Source organism: Erwinia sp. 198 (assembly GCF_003937915.1).
Taxonomy (GTDB): Bacteria; Pseudomonadota; Gammaproteobacteria; order Enterobacterales; family Enterobacteriaceae; genus Erwinia; species Erwinia aeris.
This window is the reverse complement of record NZ_RHUM01000001.1, coordinates 1-21,516: the sequence shown is the minus strand read 5'-3', so window position 1 is coordinate 21,516 and position 21,516 is coordinate 1. Positions and strand designations below refer to the sequence as shown.

Below are 21,516 nucleotides of genomic sequence, written 5' to 3'. Positions count from 1 at the left end.
ACTCTTCCTTATTGTACGGCAAACTGGCGACGTATTTTTCTCATCAGCAAGAACAGCCAGGGCCAAAGAATACCGTCTATTACGCTGCTCCAGAAGATTTCCGGACGAAACGAGACGTTAATAACTAAAAATTCCGCCCAGAAGACAATGACATCCATCGCCAGCGACAGCACCATCACCATCAGCGCCTGTTGCCAGAGCGCCAGATTGCGGAATAGCTGGAATTTAAACGCCACCAGGTAAGCAAGGATGCTGAAGGCCAGCGCACGCACGCCCAGCGTCGAGCCTGAAATCAGATCCATTATAGATCCCATCACAAAACCCGTGCCGACATTCACGCGATGCGGCAGCGCCAGCACCCAGTAGATCAGAATTAGCAGCAGCCAGGAAGGCCGGAACATATAGAGCTGATCGGGCCACGGCATAATTTGCAGCACCAGCGCCACCAGAAACGAGCACCAGATGACCCAGCGACCATGGCTGCGATAGTTGCTCAAGGCTGGCCTCTGCGCGAGGCGGGGGTGGTCTGAGCCGCAGGCGTCGTCTGCCCGGTGGTCGAGGCGTTTTCCGGCGCAGGCGGCCCCATCATTTCGCTGGCGGCCGGCAGCACCTGCGGCATCATCTGCATCAGGCGCTCGTTGGCGACGCGATGCACTTCATCCGGCGCCATCGGCATCGTGCCGTTGCGATCCGCGCCCCACAGCAGCAGCAGATAGCGTAAACGTTGCAGGCCCGCCGTCGGACGCGCCTGGATCACGGTATAGGCGCGCTGCGTATCCAGTTTCACGGAGGAAACCACGCCTACCGGATAGCCTTCCGGGAAACGACCGCCGAGGCCGGAAGTGACCAGCACGTCACCCACGCGGATATCGGTGTTGCCCGGCAGGTGCTCAAGCTGAAGATCCTCCGTACAGCCGTTGCCCGCCGCAATCACGCGAATATCGTTGCGCAATACCTGAATCGGCAGCGCGTGAGAGGAATCGCAAATCAGCATCACGCGGCTGGTGATTTTGCCGACGGCGACGACCTGGCCGACCACGCCTTTATCGCTGATAATCGGCTGGCCTTCGTAAACGCCGTTTACGCTGCCTTTATCGATTACCACCTGATCGGTATAGGGATCCGTGCCGGTAGAGATGACCTGGGTGACCATCTTGTGCTCGTCCTGACGCAGCGGCGAACCAAGCAGCTCGCGCAGACGCGCGTTTTCCTGCTTAAATTGCCCCAGCATCAGCAGCTCGCTGTTTTTCAGCATCAGCTCACGGTGCAGGGCTTTGTTTTCCAGCTCAAGCTGCTGGCGAGAGGCCAGCGTGTCGGAAACGCTGTCCAGAATCTGACGTGGCCCGTTGGCCAGAAAATAGAATGGGCTGACCGCCGTATCCATGTAGGTGCGTATCTGGCTGAAAGCGCCCATACGGCTGTCGGCGATAATCACGCCTATCGCTACCACAACTGCCAGAAACAAGCGTAACTGCAGGGATGGACCCCTGCTGAAGATCGGCTTCATAAACTCGGCGTATTCCTCGACATCATTAACAAGACGCGCGGGGCCCGCGCGCCTTCATGGCAAATTATTCTTCGCTGAACAAATCGCCGCCGTGCATGTCGATCATTTCCAACGCCTTACCGCCGCCGCGTGCGACGCAGGTCAGCGGATCTTCAGCCACTACCACCGGAATACCGGTTTCTTCCATCAGCAGACGATCGAGGTTGCGCAGAAGCGCGCCGCCGCCGGTCAGCACCATGCCGCGCTCGGAGATGTCAGAGGCCAGCTCTGGCGGACACTGTTCCAGCGCAACCATCACCGCGCTAACGATGCCGGTCAGCGGCTCCTGGAGTGCCTCCAGAATTTCGTTGGAGTTCAGCGTAAAGCCGCGAGGCACGCCTTCCGCCAGGTTACGACCGCGCACTTCGATCTCACGCACTTCGTCGCCCGGATAAGCGGAGCCGATCTCATGTTTGATACGTTCGGCCGTGGCTTCGCCAATCAGCGAGCCGTAGTTACGGCGCACGTAATTAATGATGGCTTCGTCAAAGCGATCGCCGCCGATGCGCACGGAAGAGGAGTAAACCACGCCGTTCAGGGAGATCACCGCGACTTCCGTGGTGCCGCCGCCGATATCGACCACCATCGAACCGGTCGCTTCCGAAACCGGCAGGCCAGCACCGATAGCGGCGGCCATTGGTTCTTCAATCAGGAAAACTTCACGCGCGCCTGCGCCCTGTGCGGATTCACGGATCGCACGGCGTTCAACCTGGGTCGCGCCGACAGGCACACACACCAGCACGCGCGGGCTTGGGCGCATAAAGCTGTTGCTGTGAACCTGTTTGATAAAGTGTTGCAGCATCTTTTCGGTCACAAAGAAATCGGCAATCACGCCGTCTTTCATTGGACGGATAGCAGCGATATTGCCGGGGGTACGACCCAGCATCTGCTTGGCGTCATGACCTACTGCCGCGACGCTCTTTGGGGAACCGGCACGATCCTGACGAATAGCAACGACGGAAGGCTCATTCAGAACGATGCCCTGTCCTTTCACATAAATCAGGGTATTGGCGGTACCCAGGTCGATGGACAAGTCGTTGGAAAACATGCCACGGAATTTTTTAAACATACTGAAGGATAATCCTGCTAGCTGGGGGCGGATAATAAAATCCGCTTACTTTACCAACCACACGAAGCAGCGACAAGGCGCAAAAACGCTCTACTTCGGTGAAAAATCACGCTATCTCTCGCCTGAGTCACAACCCAAAAAACTAAGCGAGCAGAATGCCTGAGTTCAGGCGCATCGCCCCTGTTTTAAGGCCGTTTTACGGACATAACGTACATGAATTTTTACATATTTAGGCACTGTTTTACCGCCCGTCAAACGTAGCCGGCACCACAGCTGCGCGGCTATTCTACGTGAAATCCGGCTTAACGGCAGACTAAACTCGATATCTTTGCGAATATTTTTTCATATCGCCTGTCAGCAGCTGCGAAGGGGCAAAAAAATCGCCCTGGCCGCCGTTTATCCCTGACTCCGTTAAGGTTTGCCATTCACTTCGGGTTTTTACGCCTGCGGCGAAAATCTGCGTTGACGTTCCCTTGCAGCTTTCGAGCAAACTCTGCACAAACAGCTGATTCTCCTTGCGGCGGTCGATATTGCGCACCAGACCGGGATGCAGTTTGATCAGTTCCGGCGACACCACCTTGATGTAGGCCGTGCTGACCAGCGTTAACCCAGCCTGAATAATGGCAATACGGCAGCCAAAACCTTTCAGTAAATGAAAGGCGCCTTGCAAGCGGCAGAGATGTTGACCTACATCCGCTTCCGCAAGTTCAAATAAAATACGGTTTCTTTGTGATTTAGTGTATTGCAGCAGCATGTCGCGCAGCCAAATCTGGAAAGGACGCTGCAGGAGCGCATCGATCGTCAGCGGTATCGCCAGCGTTTCCTCCGGCCAGGCATGGATAAAGCTCAGGATGCGGCTTATTAAAACCCGGTCATAACCTTCGGCCATGCCCAGCTGCTGCACCAGCGGCAGATATTCAGCCGCCGCCAGCTCGGTTTTGCCGTCAAAGATCCTCGGCATGATTTCGCGATGGTGTAACCGCCCTTCCCGCGTTACCGCCGGTTTCTGATACAAGCGCGGCCCGCCGCGACTAAGGGTATTCTCCAGCAGCGTGCGCCACTTGACGCTGCCCCGGCTCAGCTCCGGCGCCGGTTTTTCACTGACCGACCAGTTATTGCCGCCCAGCAGCGCCGCGTGCCGCGTGGCCAGCTCGACGTTTTCCATGACCTGCTGCGTGGTTTGCCCGCTTTGCCAGGCGCTGATGCCGATATGGATCATATCTTCCCGATCCAACATGCGCGTGGGCGGTAGCGCGTCCACGGCTTTGATCAGCTGGGAGGCGATGCTGTCGGCATCCTTCAGGCTGCGGTGCGGCAGCAGAACGGCGAAATCACTGCGGAAATAGCGTGCCAGCAGCGCGCCGGCATAGCGCATCACGAAGGTAGACAGCAGGTTCACCAGGCCAAAAAGGTAATCCTGTACCGGCGCATGACCCCAGTTATCACGCAGCGTGTCGAGGTCCGGCAGGCGGATCATCATTACCATGCCGTGTGCGCCCGCGGTTTCGCTATCTTCCAGCAGCGTGGCAAGCTGATTGTCGAAGAAAAGGCGGTTATGCAGGCCGGTCATGCGATCCTGCGCGGCGAAAGCCCGAATTAGCGTATCCACGCGATTGCGGCGTTCGGAGGCTTCCTGCAAATCCCCGAGCAGCAGATCCAGCGCGCTGCTGGCCTTGGGCGGCCACTCCAGCACGGATCCCTGACGCACGGTTTCTCTTTCCCCCCTCAGCACTTTTGCCGCGCGACTTTCCAGCCGCTCCATGCCTTCAAGCTGTCGGTACAGCCAGCGATGAGAGAAAAACAGGATTAGCAGCAGGATGCCTGTCGCCAGCACCAGCAGGCTTAAGATAGACGCGCCAATAAAGGACGTCAGCCAGGTTTTGGCACTGTCTATCCAGACGATATGCAGCACGTACCGGGAATGTTTGCTCAGAGGAATAACGCTGTCGCGATAGCGGTTAGGCTCATCTTCCATCAGCGCATCCTGATGGCGGGAAAGGGTTTTAACAGGCTGATTATTTACCATAAAAGTGACGCGAACAACCTGTAACGGCCCCATCACCTGCACCAGCCCCGGGGCTATCTGGTCAGGGGATTGATGGTCGAGCGCCCGATCGATGTCGTCCGCCATCGCCTGCAGACGATGCTCAGCGCGCAAATCGCTAAGGTAATAAAAGCTCATTACGCCGCCCACCAGCATGACAAGCATGACCAGCGCGCTGACAAAGGTAATCATTGCGGAGAGTTTGGTGGTTAATCGCATCCTTGTGCTCTTTGGCTACCGTGGAAGAGACGCCGTAGCAAAAAGCAGTGACGGCGAATGGCTTTGCAGAGACCTTCCTCATGCTTTTATGCATCTTAAACAAAATTTTACTGATTGCCGGGAGTATAGTGAGGTCAGACTTTTATTATACCCTTCCGTTCCATTTTCAGGAGATTCTCATGCACGCACTGCTTCTCGAACAGTCCGAAGGCAAAACCCTGGCCGCAGTGAAACAGCTTAGCCCGGACGCCCTGCCGCCGGGCGAGGTGACGGTGGATGTCAGCTGGTCAGGCCTGAACTACAAAGATGCGCTGGCGATTACCGGCAAAGGGAAAATTGTCCGGCAGTTTCCGATGGTGCCCGGCATCGATTTTGCAGGCCAGGTTCGCCACAGCGAAGATCCGCGCTTTCATGCCGGACAACAGGTGCTGCTGACCGGCTGGGGCGTGGGGGAAAATCACTGGGGCGGCCTGGCGGAACAGGCCAGGGTAAAAGGCGACTGGCTGACGCCGATGCCGGAAGGTCTTGATGGCCGTCGGGCGATGATTATCGGCACGGCCGGCCTGACCGCTATGCTTTGCGTCATGGCGCTGGAGGAAGGCGGCGTGCGGCCTGACAGCGGCGAGGTGATAGTGACCGGTGCCAGCGGCGGCGTGGGCAGCACGGCGGTTTCCCTGCTCAGCTCGCTTGGCTATCGGGTGACAGCCGTAAGCGGCAGGCCATCCACCCATGACTATCTTCACCAGCTGGGCGCCAGCGAAATCCTGCCGCGCGAGGCTTTCAGCGCCGACAGCCGACCGCTGGAAAAACAGCGCTGGGCCGGTGCGGTAGATACCGCTGGTGATAAGGTGCTGGCAAGCGTGCTGGCGCAGATGAACTACGGTAGCGTAGTGGCGGCCTGCGGCCTGGCGGCCGGTTTCACGCTTCCGACCACCGTGATGCCTTTTATTCTGCGCAACGTGCGCCTTCAGGGGGTCGATTCCGTTACGGCACCCGCAGAGCGTCGCCTTGTGGCCTGGAAAAGACTGGTTAAAACGCTGCCCGATGCGTTTTATCAACAGGCGACAACGGAAATTGCGCTGGCCGACGCTGCTGCCAGCGCGGCCAAACTGCTTAATAACGAGATTACCGGCCGGACGCTGGTAAAAATTCGCTAGCGCGTTATATCACCTGGCGCGCCGATCCCGCCAGGTGGCTTTTATCGCGCGCCGCTTGCCGCCCGGCGTAGCGAACCCGCCTTATATTTACCTTTCTTCAACATTCACATAACTGATTACACTTCCTGCTCTCTCAACGGTTTTACGGAGCTGATATTCTGCGCGCCAGCCGCTTTTTTATTCGCTGAATTCGCTTTTTTTGGTCATGCTAAAAAGTGACCGTCTCTGGAGATACAGCCATGAAGCCCGTTGATAAACTCACTGAAAAAGATGTGACCCCGGAAAGCATTTTCAACGCCCGGCGTCGCCAGGTAATGAAAGCGCTGGGGATTAGTGCCGCCGCGCTGTCGGTGCCGACGGCCCGCGCCGACGTACTTTCCTGGCTACAGGGAAAAGGCAAAGAGAGCCAGAAAGCGCCGGCCGGTAAACCGCTCGACTTCAGCAAGCCCGCGCAGTATCAGGCTGACTTAGCGCTGACGCCGGAAGATAAGGTAACGGGCTACAACAACTTTTATGAGTTCGGCCTGGATAAAGCGGATCCGGCGGCCAACGCCGGCTCATTGAAAACCGCCGACTGGAAAATAGAAATCGGCGGCGAAGTAATGAAGCCGATGACGCTGGATATGGACGATATCTTTAAGCGATTTCCGTTAGAGCAGCGTATTTATCGGATGCGCTGCGTGGAGGCCTGGTCGATGGTGGTGCCCTGGATTGGGTTCGAGCTGGGCAAGCTGTTAAAAGCCGCAGAGCCAACCAGCAACGCGCGCTATGTCGCCTTTCAAACGATTTACGCGCCGGAAGAGATGCCGGGCCAGCGCGATCGCTTTGTCGGCGGCGGCATCGATTATCCCTATGTGGAAGGGCTGCGGCTGGATGAAGCCATGCATCCGCTGACCATGTTGACCACCGGCGTTTACGGCAAAGCGCTGCCGCCGCAAAACGGCGCGCCGATCCGCCTGACCGTGCCGTGGAAATACGGGTTTAAGGGCATCAAGTCCATCGTGAAAATTACCCTGGTCAAGGAGCAGCCGCCGACTACCTGGAACCTGCTGGCCTCGAACGAGTATGGCTTCTACGGCAATGTGAATCCGCATGTCGATCATCCGCGCTGGTCGCAGGCTACGGAACGTTTTATCGGTTCCGGCGGCATTCTGGACGTCAAGCGTCAGCCCACGCTGCTGTTTAACGGCTATGCCGATCGGGTGGCTTCCCTCTATAAGGGATTAGATCTGCGGGAGAACTTCTAGTGCGTCTGACGGGCAAGCAGATTACCGGCCTGAAATTACTGCTGCATCTGGCCGGTTTTTTACCTTTTCTCTGGCTGATCCTGTCCATTAACCAGGGCTGGCTGAGCGCCGATCCGGCAAAGGATATCCAGCATTTTACCGGCCGGATGGCTCTGAAGTTCCTGCTCGGCACGCTGCTGGTCACGCCGCTGGCGCGCTACGGCAGGCAGCCGCTGCTTATCCGCGTCCGTCGCCTGCTGGGACTGTGGTGTTTCGCCTGGGCCACGCTGCATCTGGTCAGCTATTCGCTGCTGGAGCTGGGTATCGCTAACCTCAGCCTGCTGGGTTCGGAGCTGATCTCGCGTCCTTATCTGACGCTGGGGATCATCAGCTGGTTTATCCTGCTGCTGCTGTCGCTGACCTCTTTTCAGAAGGCGCAGCGAAAATTAGGCAAAAACTGGCAAAAGCTGCACAACGCCATCTATCTTGTCCTGATCCTCGCCCCCATCCACTATCTGTGGTCGGTTAAAACGTTCTCGCCCCAGCCCTGGATCTACGCTTCTCTGGCTTTGATCCTGCTGCTGTGGCGCTATAAGAAATTCCGCCTGTGGCTGCGATAAAACGTGCGCCGCCGCGCATAACCGGATGCTTTCCTACGCGTCCGGTGGATTATCTTCGCTGATACGACCAGTATTTAGCTGCTAATTGCGTTGAAATCGTTATAATGCCCGGTTTTAAACCCGTGCAGGGGCCAAATTTCACCGTGAAAGGTGACAAATGGCTTTTCGCATTGTATTTTGTGCGATGCCTCAATTATCGCAGGAGATAGCAGCAAGATGGCTGAGAAGTTTCACATACTGCTTTTGAATGGTCCCAACCTGAACCTCCTTGGCACTCGCGAGCCGGAGAAGTATGGCAGCACGACCCTTCCCGATCTCGTCAGCGGGCTAACTGCGCAGGCTGACGCGCTCAATGTGAAGCTGAGTCATCTGCAGTCTAACGCGGAACACGCGTTAATTGACCGCATTCATGAGGCGAGAGGCAATGTCGATTATATCGTCATTAACCCGGCGGCCTATACGCATACCAGCGTGGCGCTTCGTGATGCCCTGCTTGCAGTCAGCATCCCGTTTATTGAAGTGCACCTGTCCAATGTGCATGCCCGCGAGCCTTTCCGCCATCATTCTTATCTTTCTGATATTGCTGCTGGCGTAATTTGTGGACTTGGCGTCGACGGTTATTCCTGGGCTTTACAGACGGCGGTTAAACGCCTGTCACAATCTAATTAAACAGAGTACGGAACCACACTAATGGATATTCGTAAGATTAAAAAACTGATCGAACTGGTTGAAGAATCAGGCATTGCTGAACTGGAAATTTCTGAAGGTGAAGAGTCCGTTCGCATCAGTCGTTCCCCGGCCAATTCAGGCTACCCAATGATGCAGCAGGCCTGGGCCGCGCCAATGCAGCCGCAGCCAGCGCTGGCAACTGCCGTGGCACCAGCGACCACGCCAGCGATGGAAGCGCCTGCCGCTGCCGAGATCAGTGGCCACATCGTACGTTCACCAATGGTCGGTACTTTCTACCGCACGCCAAGCCCGGACGCGAAAGCCTTTGTCGAAGTCGGCCAGAAAGTTAACGCTGGCGACACCCTGTGCATCGTTGAAGCGATGAAAATGATGAACCAGATCGAAGCCGATAAGTCCGGCGTGGTAAAAGCGATCCTGGTCGAAAGCGGTCAGCCAGTAGAATTTGACGAGCCGCTGGTAGTCATCGAATAACGAGGCGAACCATGCTGGAAAAAATTGTAATTGCTAACCGTGGTGAAATCGCGCTGCGTATTCTGCGCGCCTGTAAAGAACTGGGTATCAAGACCGTGGCCGTGCATTCAAGCGCCGACCGCGATCTGAAACACGTGCTGCTGGCCGATGAGACCGTTTGTATCGGGCCTGCGCCATCCGTTAAAAGCTATCTGAACATCCCGGCGCTAATCTCTGCCGCAGAGATCACCGGTGCGGTGGCTATCCACCCGGGCTACGGCTTCCTCTCTGAGAACGCCGATTTTGCCGAGCAGGTGGAGCGCTCCGGCTTTATCTTTATCGGCCCCAAAGCCGATACCATCCGTCTGATGGGCGATAAAGTTTCCGCCATCACCGCGATGAAAAAAACCGGCGTGCCAACCGTACCAGGTTCGGACGGCTCGCTGGGCGACGATATGGAAAAAAACCGCGCCATCGCTCAACGTATCGGTTATCCGGTTATCGTTAAGGCTTCCGGCGGCGGCGGCGGTCGTGGAATGCGCGTTGTGCGCCACGACAAGGATCTTGAGCAATCCATCAACATGACGAAAGCGGAAGCCAAAGCGGCTTTCAACAACGACATGGTTTACATGGAGAAATTCCTCGAGAACCCGCGCCATATCGAAATTCAGGTTTTAGCTGACGGCCAGGGCCACGCCATCTATCTGGCCGAGCGCGACTGCTCCATGCAGCGTCGCCACCAGAAAGTGGTGGAAGAGGCGCCAGCGCCGGGCATCACTGAAGAACAGCGTCGCTTTATCGGCGAGCGCTGTGCGAAAGCCTGTATCGATATCGGCTACCGCGGCGCGGGCACCTTTGAGTTCCTGTTCGAGAACGGCGAGTTCTACTTCATTGAGATGAACACCCGTATCCAGGTTGAGCATCCGGTTACCGAGATGATCACCGGCGTCGATCTGATCAAAGAGCAGCTGCGCATCGCTGCCGGTCAGCCGCTGTCGATCAAACAGGAAGACGTAGTGGTTCGCGGCCATGCGGTCGAGTGCCGTATCAACGCGGAAGATCCGAACACCTTCCTGCCAAGCCCGGGTAAAATCACGCGCTTCCATGCGCCTGGCGGCTTCGGTGTGCGCTGGGAGTCTCATATCTACGCGGGCTATACCGTGCCGCCGTACTATGATTCCATGATCGGCAAGCTGATCACCTATGGTGAGACGCGTGACGTGGCTATCGCCCGTATGAAAAACGCACTGGCGGAACTGATCATTGACGGCATCAAGACTAACGTCGAGCTGCAGATGAAGATCATGAGCGACGAAAACTTCCAGATTGGTGGCACCAACATCCACTATCTGGAGAAAAAACTCGGCATTCAGGAAACCTGATCCGCCAGAGGTAATAAAGGAAGGCCGGTCTGACCGGCCTTTTTCTTTGCCTGTTACGGGAGGAAAAATGGAAAAACGCTTTGTGCAGGCCCATCGTGAGGCGCGCTGGTCGTTCTGGCTGGCGGTCGCCTACGTGGCCGCGTGGTCGCTGACGGCTGCTTTTGGCGGCAATCAGCCGGGCATCACCGGCCTGCCCCACTGGTTTGAAATGGCCTGTCTGCTGGTGCCGCTGCTGTTTATCTTTTTCTGCTGGCTGATGATCAAACGGATCTTTCGTGATATTTCGCTGGAGGATACGCCGTGAAGGCCGGGATCGTTCTGCCCCTTATCGCCTATCTGCTGCTGGTGGCGGCGCTTTCCGTCTACGCGATGCGTAAACGGCGCGAAGGCAACTTTCTTACCGAATATTTTCTCGGCAGCCGCTCGATGGGCGGGTTTGTGCTGGCGATGACGCTGACCACCACCTATATCAGCGCGAGTTCCTTTATCGGCGGGCCTGGCGCCGCCTATAAATATGGGCTGGGCTGGGTGCTGCTGTCGATGGTGCAGGTACCCGCCGTCTGGCTGTCGCTGGGCGTTTTAGGCAAGAAGTTCGCTATTCTGGCCCGGCGCTATAACGCGCTGACGCTTAACGATATGCTTTACGCCCGCTATCGCAGCCCGCTGCTGGTCTGGTTTGCCAGCCTCAGCCTGCTAATAGCCTTTATTGGCGCGATGACCGTGCAGTTTATCGGCGGCGCGCGGCTGCTGGAAACCGCCGCGGGCATTCCTTACAGCAGCGGCCTGCTGATTTTCGGCGGCGCTATTGCGCTCTATACCGCTTTCGGCGGCTTCCGCGCCAGCGTGCTGAACGATGCCTTACAGGGTATGGTTATGCTGCTTGGCACCTTTATCCTGCTGTTTGCGGTGATCCACAGCGCAGGTGGGATGCACAGCGCGGTACAGAAGCTCCAGCAGATCGATCCGCAGCTGATTTCGCCAGGCGGCGTGGATAATATCCTCAGCCCGACCTTTCTGGCCTCTTTCTCGGTGCTGGTCTGTTTTGGCGTGATCGGCCTGCCGCATACCGCCGTACGCTGTATCTCTTATAAAGACAGCAAGGCCGTGCATCGCGGCATCCTGCTGGGCACCGTGGTCGTGACCGTGCTGATGTTCGGCATGCATCTGGCCGGCGCGCTGGGTCGCGCCGTGATGCCGGGCCTGACCGTGCCGGATCTGGTGATCCCGACCTTGATGATCCACGTTTTGCCACCGCTGGCCGCCGGGATCTTCCTGGCCGCGCCGATGGCCGCCATTATGTCGACGATCAACGCGCAGCTGTTGCAGTCTTCCGCCACGATCGTCAAGGATCTCTTTTTGCGCGTGCGCCCGCAGCAGTTGGATAACGAGCCGCTGCTCAGAAAGATCTCCGCGACGGTCACGCTGGTGCTGGGCCTGCTGCTGCTGGTGGCGGCCTGGAATCCGCCCGATATGCTGATCTGGCTTAACCTGCTGGCTTTCGGCGGTCTGGAAGCGGTATTTCTGTGGCCGCTGGTGCTGGGGTTATACTGGGAGAAAGCCAATGCTGCCGGCGCACTCAGCAGCATGATCGGCGGCGCGGGCTGCTATACCCTGCTGGCCAGCTTTTCACTGCAGCCGTGGGGGTTTCACCCGATTGTGCCTTCGCTGCTGCTGAGCCTGATTGCCTTCGTAATCGGCAACCGTTTTGGCCGCCCTGTCCGGCCTTAGCCTTTATTTGTTTGACTAAAGAGAATCGCAATGCCCTGGATACAAATGAAAATCAACACCACCGGCGACCAGGCTGAAGAGCTGGGCGACGCGCTGATCGAGAACGGGGCTGTCTCGGTCACGTTTCAGGATACGCACGACAATCCGGTGTTTGAACCGCTGCCTGGCGAAACGCGCCTGTGGGGCGATACCGATGCGATCGGCCTGTTTGATGCCGAAACCGACATGCAGGACGTGATTGCCAGTCTGGAACAGCATCCGCTGCTGGGCGCCGGCTTCCACCACAAAATCGAGCAGATCGAAGACAAGGACTGGGAGCGGGAATGGATGGAAAACTTCCATCCGATGCGTTTTGGTCAGCGCCTGTGGATTTGCCCAAGCTGGCGCGACGTGCCGGATCCGAACGCGGTCAACGTGATGCTGGATCCCGGCCTGGCGTTTGGCACCGGCACCCATCCCACGACGGCGATGTGCCTGAGCTGGCTGGACGGCCTGGATCTGGCCGGTAAAACCGTGATCGATTTTGGCTGCGGCTCCGGCATTCTCGCTATCGCGGCGCTGAAGCTGGGTGCGGCACAGGCTATTGGTATCGATATCGATCCGCAGGCGATCCAGGCCAGCCGTGACAATGCCGAGCGCAACGGCGTGTCGGAACGTCTGTCGCTTTACCTGCCTCACGAGCAGCCGGAGAACCTCAGCGCAGACGTCGTGGTCGCTAATATCCTTGCCGGCCCGCTGCGTGAGCTGGCGCCGCTTATCAGCGTGCTGCCGGTTTCCGGCGGTCATCTTGGTCTCTCCGGCGTGCTGGCGAGCCAGGCAGACGGCGTGTGCGAAGCCTATGCGGATAAGTTTGCGCTCGATCCGGTGGCGGAAAAAGAAGAGTGGTGCCGCATTACCGGCGTGCGTCGCTAAAAGATCGGTTTCCAGGGACGGATTCAGATAGATTTCCTCTACCATAGGCTTATTATCAGCAGGGTTATTTAATCGCGCCGGCCTGTGCCGGTCACTTCAAGGGATAATGAAGATGAGAAGATATGCCCTGCTGTTCTCCTGCCTTGCCGCTTTGCCCGTCATGGCTAAACCAGCTATTCACTGGTCTTATGAAGGCCAGGGCTCGCCTGAACACTGGGCCGAGCTGGGCGATGCGTTTCAAACCTGTAAAACCGGCCAGTATCAGTCCCCTGTCGATATTACCCAGGTCATTGACGGTAAGCTGCCGCCGCTGGGCATGAACTTTCATACCGATACCAAAACCATCGTTAACAATGGCCATACTATCCAGGTTACGGTGAAGGACAGCGACGATTTTCAGCTTGATAATGACGCATTCGTGCTTAAACAGTTCCATTTTCACGCGCCCAGCGAAAATCACCTTTTCGGCAAAAGCTTCCCGCTTGAAGCGCATTTTGTTCATGCCAACCAGCAAGGCGAGCTGGCGGTGCTGGCCGTTATGTTTGAAACCGGCGCTGAAAACAGCGCGCTTAAGCCGCTGCTCGCTTCCCTGCCCGCACAGCAAAACCAGGTCGACACCATGAAGCAAAGTATGGATCTCGCCACGCTTTTTCCCGTCGAGAAGCACTACTACCGCTTTAGCGGTTCGCTGACTACTCCGCCCTGTACGGAAGGCGTGCGCTGGTTAATTCTGAAGCAGCCCGTGACGCTTTCTCCGGCCCAGCTGGCGGTTTTTGAGCACGCGCTTGAACATGCCAATAACCGCCCCTTGCAGCCTTTGCACGGCCGGATAATTGTCGAATAGCAGTACGCTGTTTCGTCTTTTTTTGCAGGCTTACGGCGGCGCTTGTTGCGCTTAGTGCCTGAAGCGCCGCAATTTATAGTGTTAACTGCCTCACAAAAAAAGAAAAATATTTGTTCATAATTTAATCGTTAAAATTCAATCTATTGTTAAATAAGGATATTTATCCGCCTCACCGTCTCCGCAGGCCGACAATGCCGGTTTGCAGGGGGAATTGTTCAAAGTTTGGCCTTTCATCTTCTTAAAAAAATGCGTAATATACGCCGCCTTGCGAACACACTATGGTCACTTTTTTTTCATGCGCATAGGAAACCACCAGCTTCGCAATCGCCTGATTGCAGCACCAATGGCCGGAATTACCGACAGGCCTTTCCGGACGCTTTGCTACGCAATGGGCGCTGGTATGACCGTATCGGAGATGCTGTCGTCAAACCCGGAAGTCTGGGCCAGCGACAAATCCCGACTGCGTATGGTACACAGTGATGAGCCCGGTATTCGTACCGTGCAGATTGCCGGTTGTGATCCTGATGAGATGGCTGAAGCCGCGCGCATTAACGCTTTATCGGGCGCGCAGGTTATCGATATCAACATGGGCTGTCCGGCTAAAAAGGTGAATCGGAAAATGGCGGGCTCTGCCCTGCTGCAGCATCCAGAGCTGGTAAGGTCTATCCTTTCGGCGGTGGTCAATGCGGTGGATGTGCCCGTTACGCTAAAGATTCGCACCGGCTGGGACGTGGACAACCGCAATTGTGTTGAGATTGCCCAATTGGCTGAACGTTGTGGCATTCAGGCCCTGACCATTCACGGACGCACACGCGCGTGTTTGTTCAACGGCGAAGCTGAATATGACAGCATTCGGACAGTTAAGCAGAGTGTCTCTATCCCCGTAATCGCGAACGGAGACATTACTGACCCGCATAAAGCCAGAGCCGTGCTTGACTATACGGGGGCAGATGCCCTGATGATAGGACGCGCGGCTCAGGGAAGACCGTGGATCTTCCGGGAAATCCAGCATTATCTGGACACTGGGGAGCTGCTGGCACCAATGCCACTGGCTGAAGTAAAGCGCTTGCTTATTGGGCATTTACGGGAACTGCACGACTTTTATGGTCATCGCAAAGGATATCGTATTGCCCGGAAGCACGTCTCCTGGTATCTCCAGGAGCACGCCCCAAACGACCAGTTTCGGCGCACATTCAACGCCATTGAGGATGCCAGCGAACAGCTGGAGGCGTTGGAGGCATACTTCGAAAAACTTGCATAATAGAAATAAAGAGCTGACAGAACTATGTTCGAACAACGCGTAAATTCTGACGTACTGACCGTTTCAACCGTTAACTCCCAGGATCAGGTGACTCAAAAGCCTCTGCGTGACTCGGTCAAACAGGCACTGAAGAACTATTTTGCTCAACTGAATGGTCAGGATGTTAATGACCTGTATGAGCTGGTTTTGGCTGAAGTGGAACAGCCACTGTTGGACATGGTGATGCAATATACCCGTGGCAACCAGACCCGTGCAGCCCTGATGATGGGTATCAACCGCGGTACGCTGCGTAAGAAACTGAAAAAATACGGCATGAACTAAGTTTCGGTTCATTGTGACGGAGGCGCTACGTACTGTTAGCGCCTTTTTTAATGGGCGCCGTTCAGACAAAATTGTCTTGATTGTGTAAATAACAGACATTTACCTCAACTTCCTGCCAATCTGGTTGTCCTACATCCTGTACCGCTACGGATTAACGTCTTTATGCGCTACTACTTCCATGCAAGCATAAAGAGAGATATATGAAGGTATCCCCCCGCTTTACCCGCAGGCTGATGCACCCTCGTTACTGGATCACCTGGGCTGGTCTGGGACTGCTGTTTTTACTGGTCCAGCTGCCGTTTCCGCTTCTGCAAAAGCTGGGCACCTGGATGGGCCGTACTTCGATGCGGTTTTTAAAGCGCCGTATCCGCATTACCCGTCGTAACCTTGAGCTCTGCTTCCCGGATATGCCGGAAGCGCAAATCGAGCAGAGTATCGTACGCAATTTCGAATCATTGGGTATGGGCCTGCTGGAAACCGGTATGGCCTGGTTCTGGTCCGATCGCCGGGTGAAGCGCTGGTTTACCGTTAACGGCCTGCACAATTTACAGGCAGCTCAGAAAGAAGGCCGCGGCGCGCTCATTATCGGCGTGCACTTTATGTCGCTGGAGCTGGGCGGCAGGGCCATGGGCCTGTGCCAGCCGATGATGGCGATGTATCGGCCGCATAATAACAAGCTGATGGAATGGGTGCAGACCAAAGGACGTATGCGTTCCAATAAGGCGATGATTAACCGCCGCGATCTGCGTGGCATGGTACAGGCGTTGAAACAGGGTGAAGCCGTCTGGTTTGCGCCCGATCAGGACTATGGCCCGAAAGGCAGCGTGTTCGCGCCGCTGTTTGCCGTACCGCAGGCTGCTACCACCAGCGGCACCTGGATGCTGGCCCGCATGGCTAAACCAGCCTTGATCACCGTTGTGCTGATCCGTAACGATGACGGCAGCGGTTATGAACTGGTGATCCAACCTGAGCTGAAAGATTACCCCATTGCCGATGAGCAACAGGCTGCTGCCTATATGAACAGGGTCATTGAGACGGAAATCATGCGTGCGCCCGAGCAGTATATGTGGCTGCACCGCCGCTTTAAAACGCGTCCTGATGGCGCAAAGCCGCTTTACTGAGGCGTCTTACGTTTATGAACCAGCCCATAGCGGCTGGTTTTTTTCGCCTGTTTTCTGCTTGCTTCTTCTGCCTGCTGTCTTCTTCTGCCCTCCACTTCTGTCTCCCGTTTCTGTTTCCGCGCCTCTCCCGCTACCCACTCGCTGCTTCCTGCCTCTTGCTTGCCGCTTGCCGCTTGCCGCTTGCCGCAACAATAATCGCGCTTTTGCTCACACCGCTTAAATTTTAAGAAACATTTCGCACCATTTGTGACCAGCCGCGCGGCTTTTGCCTCTGTTTGGTGCGCAATATTAGGCCAACTTTCTGTACGCTTCCGATTATTAACAAACCTTTCCATGAAATTCAGGATGCTGCAAATCTGGCATTCCCTTTGCAGTGTCGTGGATGGCTCTTGCCACAGACAGGAAAAGTGCACCGCAGCGTGCACTAAAACATAACAAAACGCTTACGCCACACAGGATGCTTTATGAAAAAAATGATGCTTTCCACTTTGGTGGCCGCTGCAGCGCTGTTTGCAGTCGCTAATCAGGCCCATGCCGGTGCTACGCTGGATGCGATTAAAAAGAAAGGGTTTGTGCAGTGTGGGATCAGTGACGGCCTGCCCGGCTTCTCGTTTGCGGATGCCAGCGGCAAATTTAGCGGCATCGATGTGGATGTTTGCCGTGCCGCAGCGGCGGCCGTGTTTGGCGATGCGACAAAAGTAAAATATACCCCGTTAACGGCTAAAGAACGCTTTACCGCTCTGCAATCCGGCGAAGTCGATATCCTTTCCCGCAACACTACCTGGACCTCGTCGCGCGATGGCGGTATGGGCTTTATTTTTGCCGGCGTAAATTACTATGACGGTATTGGCTTTTTGACTCACCAGAAAGCGGGCCTTAAAAGCGCCAAAGAGCTGGATGGCGCCACGGTTTGCATCCAGGCGGGAACGGACACCGAACTCAACGTCGCCGACTATTTCAAAGCCAACAAAATGCAGTACACGCCTGTGACCTTCGATCGCTCTGACGAATCGGCAAAAGCACTGGATACCGGCCGCTGCGATACGCTGGCCTCCGATCAGTCGCAGCTGTATGCCCTGCGCATCAAGTTAGGCAAGCCGGACGAATTTATCGTGCTGCCGGAAGTGATCTCAAAAGAGCCTTTAGGGCCGGTGGTTCGCCGTGGCGATGATGACTGGTACACCATCGTTAAGTGGTCGCTGTTTGCGATGCTGAACGCGGAAGAGATGGGCATCACCTCAACGAACGTTGACCAGATGGCCGCTAAGCCTTCCACGCCGGATATGGCGCACCTGCTGGGTTCAGAAGGCGATTTCGGCAAGGATCTGAAGCTGAATAACAAATGGGCCTTCAATATCATTAAACAGGTAGGCAACTATCAGGAAGTATTCGATCGTAACGTCGGTAAAGACAGCCAGCTGAAAATCGCACGTGGGCAGAATGCCCTTTGGAACAAAGGCGGCATTCAGTACGCGCCACCGGTACGTTAATTCCCGCTGAAACAGGGCGCCGATCGGCGCCTTCGTCAGAATTTTCGTGACTGAGGTTTCAACATGTCTCAACGCCCGTCCGTAAAAAGGGATATCTCCTTTAGCAATCCTGCGGTGCGCGCCTGGCTGTACCAGATTATCGCCGTGGTGCTGGTGCTGGCCGTAGCTGGCTATCTTATCCACAATACGGTGATTAACCTCGCCAACCGCGGCATCACCTCCGGCTTTGGCTTCCTGGAGCGCAGCGCGGGCTTCGGTATCGTTCAGCATCTTATCGATTACAGCGAAGCCGATACCTATGCCCGCGTCTTTTTGGTCGGCCTGACCAATACGCTGCTGGTCTCCGCGCTCTGTATTGTATTCGCCTCTTTGCTGGGCTTTTTCATTGGCCTTGCCCGCCTGTCGGATAACTGGCTGCTGCGCAAGCTTTCAACCATCTATATCGAAATCTTCCGCAATATTCCGCCGCTGCTGCAAATCTTCTTCTGGTACTTTGCCGTGCTGCGCAATCTGCCGGGCCCACGCCAGGCGATGAACGCTTTCGATCTGGCTTTCATCAGCAATCGCGGCCTTTACATTCCCTGGCCGGCATACGCCTCTGGCACATGGCCTTTTCTTCTCTCCCTGCTGCTTGCTGCGGCATGCAGCATTGCGCTGTTCCGCTATAACCGTAGCTATCAGTTAAAGACGGGCCAGCTGAGACGGAGCTGGCCTGCCATCCTGGCCATGTTTATTATTTTTCCTTTACTCGCTCATCTGGCTTTTGGCGTGCCGATGCACTGGGATGTACCGATGCTGCGCGGCTTCAATTTCCGCGGCGGTTTTGTATTGATCCCGGAGCTGGCGGCGCTGACGCTGGCACTTTCAATCTACACCTCTTCTTTTATTGCTGAGGTGATCCGCGCCGGGATCCAGTCCGTACCGCACGGGCAAAATGAAGCAGCTCGCTCGCTTGGTCTGCCGAATCCAGTCACGCTGCGTCAGGTGATTATTCCTCAGGCGATGCGCGTCATTATCCCGCCGTTGACCAGCCAGTATCTGAACATTGTTAAGAACTCCTCGCTGGCGGCGGCAATCGGCTATCCCGATATGGTGTCGCTGTTTGCCGGCACGGTGCTGAACCAGACGGGGCAGGCTATTGAAACCATCGCGATCACTATGGGCGTTTACCTGATTATCAGCCTGTTGATTTCGCTGTTGATGAATATCTATAACCGCAAAATACGGCTGATTGAGCGTTAAGAGAACGGAATAACTATGACTTTAGCCACGCATGATACGCAGCCTGTGCCGGTAAGTTCTTTTATGCGAGCCGTGAAATGGGCCAGAAAAAACCTGTTCTCAAGCTGGGGCAATTCGCTGCTGACGTTGTTCTGCCTGTGGGCGATCTGGAGTGTAATACCGCCAGCGCTGAACTGGCTGATATTTCAGGCTAACTGGATCGGCACTACCCGTGCGGACTGTACCAAAGAAGGCGCCTGCTGGGTGTTTATCCACGCCCGTTTTGGCCAGTTTATGTATGGTCTTTATCCTCATGAGCTGCGCTGGCGCATTAATGTGGCGCTGGTAATCGGCCTGCTCAGCATCATCCCGATGTTTATCAAGTCACTACCGCGGCGGGGAAGCTATATCGCCGTATGGGCAATTGTTTATCCCGTGGCGGTATGGGTTCTGCTTTATGGTGGTTTCTTTGGGCTTGAACGCGTTGAAACGCGCCAATGGGGCGGCCTTACGCTGACGCTGATTATCGCCTCCGTGGGTATCGCTGGCGCCCTGCCGCTCGGTATCCTGCTTGCGCTGGGACGCCGCTCCACGATGCCCGTGGTGCGTACTCTGTCAATTATCTTTATCGAGTTCTGGCGCGGCGTTCCCTTGATCACGGTGCTGTTTATGTCCTCGGTAATGCTGCCGCTGTTTATGGCGGAAGGCAGCAGCATCGATAAACTAATCCGGGCGTTGGTAGGGGTGATCCTTTTCCAGTCGGCTTATGTAGCAGAAGTGGTACGCGGCGGCTTACAGGCGCTGCCGAAAGGACAGTATGAAGCCGCCGAGTCGCTGGCGCTGGGCTACTGGAAAACGCAGGGCCTGGTGATCCTGCCCCAGGCGTTAAAGATGGTGATCCCCGGCCTCGTCAATACGATTATCGCGCTTTTTAAAGATACCAGCCTGGTCATTATTATCGGGCTTTTCGATCTCTTCAGCAGCGTCCAGCAGGCTACGGTCGATCCCGCCTGGCTTGGTATGTCCACCGAAGGGTACGTTTTTGCCGCGCTGGTTTACTGGATCTTCTGTTTCAGCATGTCGCGCTACAGCCAGTATCTGGAAAGGCGTTTTCACACCGGGCGCACGCCGCACTGAGGCTTACAATGACTAATTCTTTGATTCAATCGGATGAAGCGATGATGATTACGCTGGAAAACGTTAATAAATGGTATGGGCAGTTTCACGTACTGAAAGACATTAATTTGCAGGTAAAAGCACGCGAGCGCATCGTACTTTGCGGCCCTTCCGGCTCCGGGAAATCCACCACTATTCGCTGTATCAATCATCTGGAAGAGCATCAGCAGGGGCGTATTGTTGTCGATGGTATCCACCTGAACGATGATTTACGCAATATTGAGCGCGTGCGAACGGAAGTTGGCATGGTGTTTCAACATTTTAACCTTTTTCCGCACCTGAGCGTGCTGCAAAACTGTACGCTGGCGCCGATTTGGGTGCGCAAAACGCCAAAGAAAGAAGCCGAAGCGCTGGCCATGCACTACCTGGAACGCGTACGCATTGCAGAACATGCGCATAAGTTTCCCGGCCAGCTTTCTGGTGGTCAGCAGCAGCGTGTGGCTATTGCCCGTTCGCTTTGCATGAAGCCCAAAATCATGCTGTTTGATGAGCCAACTTCCGCGCTGGATCCTGAAATGGTAAAAGAGGTGCTGGATACCATGATTGGTCTGGCGGAAGACGGCATGACCATGCTCTGCGTGACGCATGAGATGGGCTTTGCCCGCACCGTGGCCGATCGAGTGATCTTTATGGATCGTGGAGAAATCGTTGAGCAGGCGCCGCCGCAGGAGTTCTTCTCCGCACCAAAATCGGAGCGAACCCGAGCTTTTCTTTCGCAGGTTATTCATTAAAAGCGATGCTGCAACGTCCGGTCTCGCCGTGCAAATCTGATGCGAAGACCTGAGCCCCGTTACTTGACCGGGGCTTTTTACTGTTCAGTTTGGCTCTGAGCTGGAACTGAAAATACGTGGGAACGGGCACGCAGAGGGCGTTTCCGGCGCACAAACGCAAAAAACCCCGACCGTGAGGTCGGGGTTATCGCAATCTGATGCCTGGCAGTTCCCTACTCTCGCATGGGGAGGCCCCACACTACCATCGGCGCTACGGCGTTTCACTTCTGAGTTCGGCATGGGGTCAGGTGGGACCACCGCGCTAAAGC

22 protein-coding genes and 1 rRNA gene are annotated in these 21,516 nt (G+C 55.8%); 17 read left to right on the top strand and 6 right to left on the bottom strand.

Annotated elements, in window-relative coordinates:
* Positions 1 to 8: 8 nt before the first annotated feature.
* From mreD to csrD, 4 genes are all read right to left on the bottom strand, one after another.
* The gene (gene mreD, locus EGK14_RS00115) at positions 9 to 497 is read right to left on the bottom strand and encodes a rod shape-determining protein MreD (protein WP_125287054.1); all 489 of its coding nucleotides are present in this window, start codon (positions 495 to 497) and stop codon (positions 9 to 11) included.
* Positions 494 to 1,507 carry a rod shape-determining protein MreC gene (mreC, locus tag EGK14_RS00110; protein WP_125287053.1) on the bottom strand — a complete coding sequence of 338 codons (1,014 nt, stop codon included), beginning with the start codon at positions 1,505 to 1,507 and terminating at the stop codon, positions 494 to 496. The genes mreD and mreC overlap by 4 nt, the downstream gene beginning before the upstream one ends.
* 64 nt (positions 1,508 to 1,571) lie before the next feature.
* On the bottom strand, positions 1,572 to 2,615 hold the full coding sequence (gene mreB, locus EGK14_RS00105) for a rod shape-determining protein MreB (protein ID WP_003855260.1): 1,044 nt from the start codon (positions 2,613 to 2,615) through the stop codon (positions 1,572 to 1,574).
* 313 nt (positions 2,616 to 2,928) lie between these two features.
* On the bottom strand, positions 2,929 to 4,878 hold the full coding sequence (gene csrD / locus EGK14_RS00100; RefSeq protein WP_125287052.1) for an RNase E specificity factor CsrD: 1,950 nt from the start codon (positions 4,876 to 4,878) through the stop codon (positions 2,929 to 2,931).
* A gap of 179 nt (positions 4,879 to 5,057) precedes the next feature.
* Between csrD and EGK14_RS00095 the strand changes: the two genes are divergently transcribed.
* The 13 genes from EGK14_RS00095 to lpxP all read left to right on the top strand — a co-directional run bounded on the left by EGK14_RS00095 (position 5,058) and on the right by lpxP (position 16,590).
* Positions 5,058 to 6,035, top strand: coding sequence for an MDR family oxidoreductase (locus tag EGK14_RS00095; protein ID WP_125287051.1), 978 nt, complete (start codon positions 5,058 to 5,060; stop codon positions 6,033 to 6,035).
* Between the two features lie 239 nt (positions 6,036 to 6,274).
* The gene (msrP, locus tag EGK14_RS00090) at positions 6,275 to 7,282 is read left to right on the top strand and encodes a protein-methionine-sulfoxide reductase catalytic subunit MsrP (RefSeq protein ID WP_125287050.1); all 1,008 of its coding nucleotides are present in this window, start codon (positions 6,275 to 6,277) and stop codon (positions 7,280 to 7,282) included.
* Entirely contained in the window at positions 7,282 to 7,881 is a 600-nt protein-coding gene (msrQ, locus tag EGK14_RS00085) for a protein-methionine-sulfoxide reductase heme-binding subunit MsrQ (RefSeq protein WP_125287049.1), read from the top strand. Before msrP ends, msrQ begins: the two co-directional genes overlap by 1 nt.
* A 216-nt stretch (positions 7,882 to 8,097) precedes the next feature.
* Positions 8,098 to 8,550 carry a type II 3-dehydroquinate dehydratase gene (gene aroQ / locus EGK14_RS00080; RefSeq protein WP_199746318.1) on the top strand — a complete coding sequence of 151 codons (453 nt, stop codon included), beginning with the start codon at positions 8,098 to 8,100 and terminating at the stop codon, positions 8,548 to 8,550.
* 21 nt (positions 8,551 to 8,571) lie between these two features.
* Complete coding sequence (accB, locus tag EGK14_RS00075; RefSeq protein ID WP_125287048.1) at positions 8,572 to 9,042, top strand: acetyl-CoA carboxylase biotin carboxyl carrier protein; 471 nt, start codon at positions 8,572 to 8,574, stop codon at positions 9,040 to 9,042.
* 11 nt (positions 9,043 to 9,053) lie between these two features.
* Positions 9,054 to 10,403: an acetyl-CoA carboxylase biotin carboxylase subunit gene (accC, locus tag EGK14_RS00070; protein WP_125287047.1), complete on the top strand. Its 1,350-nt coding sequence runs from the start codon at positions 9,054 to 9,056 to the stop codon at positions 10,401 to 10,403.
* A gap of 67 nt (positions 10,404 to 10,470) precedes the next feature.
* Positions 10,471 to 10,707 (top strand): YhdT family protein, encoded by a 237-nt coding sequence (locus EGK14_RS00065; protein WP_125287046.1) that lies wholly within the window; start codon positions 10,471 to 10,473, stop codon positions 10,705 to 10,707.
* On the top strand, positions 10,704 to 12,131 hold the full coding sequence (gene panF / locus EGK14_RS00060) for a sodium/pantothenate symporter (protein WP_125287045.1): 1,428 nt from the start codon (positions 10,704 to 10,706) through the stop codon (positions 12,129 to 12,131). Before EGK14_RS00065 ends, panF begins: the two co-directional genes overlap by 4 nt.
* 30 nt (positions 12,132 to 12,161) lie before the next feature.
* Positions 12,162 to 13,043: a 50S ribosomal protein L11 methyltransferase gene (prmA, locus tag EGK14_RS00055; protein ID WP_125287044.1), complete on the top strand. Its 882-nt coding sequence runs from the start codon at positions 12,162 to 12,164 to the stop codon at positions 13,041 to 13,043.
* A 112-nt stretch (positions 13,044 to 13,155) separates the two neighbouring features.
* Positions 13,156 to 13,887, top strand: coding sequence for a carbonic anhydrase (locus EGK14_RS00050; RefSeq protein WP_370255880.1), 732 nt, complete (start codon positions 13,156 to 13,158; stop codon positions 13,885 to 13,887).
* A gap of 295 nt (positions 13,888 to 14,182) precedes the next feature.
* Complete coding sequence (dusB, locus tag EGK14_RS00045; protein ID WP_125287483.1) at positions 14,183 to 15,148, top strand: tRNA dihydrouridine synthase DusB; 966 nt, start codon at positions 14,183 to 14,185, stop codon at positions 15,146 to 15,148.
* 24 nt (positions 15,149 to 15,172) lie between these two features.
* Positions 15,173 to 15,469, top strand: coding sequence for a DNA-binding transcriptional regulator Fis (fis, locus tag EGK14_RS00040; protein WP_000462905.1), 297 nt, complete (start codon positions 15,173 to 15,175; stop codon positions 15,467 to 15,469).
* Positions 15,470 to 15,669: 200 nt separating this feature from the next.
* Positions 15,670 to 16,590 carry a kdo(2)-lipid IV(A) palmitoleoyltransferase gene (gene lpxP, locus EGK14_RS00035; RefSeq protein ID WP_125287042.1) on the top strand — a complete coding sequence of 307 codons (921 nt, stop codon included), beginning with the start codon at positions 15,670 to 15,672 and terminating at the stop codon, positions 16,588 to 16,590.
* On the opposite strand, the gene EGK14_RS00030 is transcribed toward lpxP, so the two are convergent.
* On the bottom strand, positions 16,584 to 16,925 hold the full coding sequence (locus EGK14_RS00030) for a hypothetical protein (RefSeq protein ID WP_125287041.1): 342 nt from the start codon (positions 16,923 to 16,925) through the stop codon (positions 16,584 to 16,586). The two genes, lpxP and EGK14_RS00030, sit on opposite strands and share 7 nt — an antisense overlap.
* A gap of 129 nt (positions 16,926 to 17,054) precedes the next feature.
* Here EGK14_RS00030 and EGK14_RS00025 point away from each other — a divergent pair, with 129 nt between their 5' ends.
* The 4 genes from EGK14_RS00025 to EGK14_RS00010 all read left to right on the top strand — a co-directional run bounded on the left by EGK14_RS00025 (position 17,055) and on the right by EGK14_RS00010 (position 21,208).
* A complete protein-coding gene (locus EGK14_RS00025) occupies positions 17,055 to 18,080 on the top strand; it encodes an amino acid ABC transporter substrate-binding protein (RefSeq protein WP_125287040.1) in 1,026 nt (341 codons plus the stop codon).
* Between the two features lie 63 nt (positions 18,081 to 18,143).
* Entirely contained in the window at positions 18,144 to 19,322 is a 1,179-nt protein-coding gene (locus tag EGK14_RS00020) for an amino acid ABC transporter permease (protein WP_125287039.1), read from the top strand.
* A 15-nt stretch (positions 19,323 to 19,337) separates the two neighbouring features.
* On the top strand, positions 19,338 to 20,438 hold the full coding sequence (locus EGK14_RS00015; RefSeq protein ID WP_125287038.1) for an amino acid ABC transporter permease: 1,101 nt from the start codon (positions 19,338 to 19,340) through the stop codon (positions 20,436 to 20,438).
* A gap of 8 nt (positions 20,439 to 20,446) precedes the next feature.
* Positions 20,447 to 21,208, top strand: coding sequence for an amino acid ABC transporter ATP-binding protein (locus EGK14_RS00010; protein WP_125287037.1), 762 nt, complete (start codon positions 20,447 to 20,449; stop codon positions 21,206 to 21,208).
* A 199-nt stretch (positions 21,209 to 21,407) separates the two neighbouring features.
* Here the strand turns inward: EGK14_RS00010 and rrf are convergent.
* Positions 21,408 to 21,516: ribosomal RNA gene (gene rrf, locus EGK14_RS00005) — 5S ribosomal RNA — on the bottom strand; the annotation flags it as partial.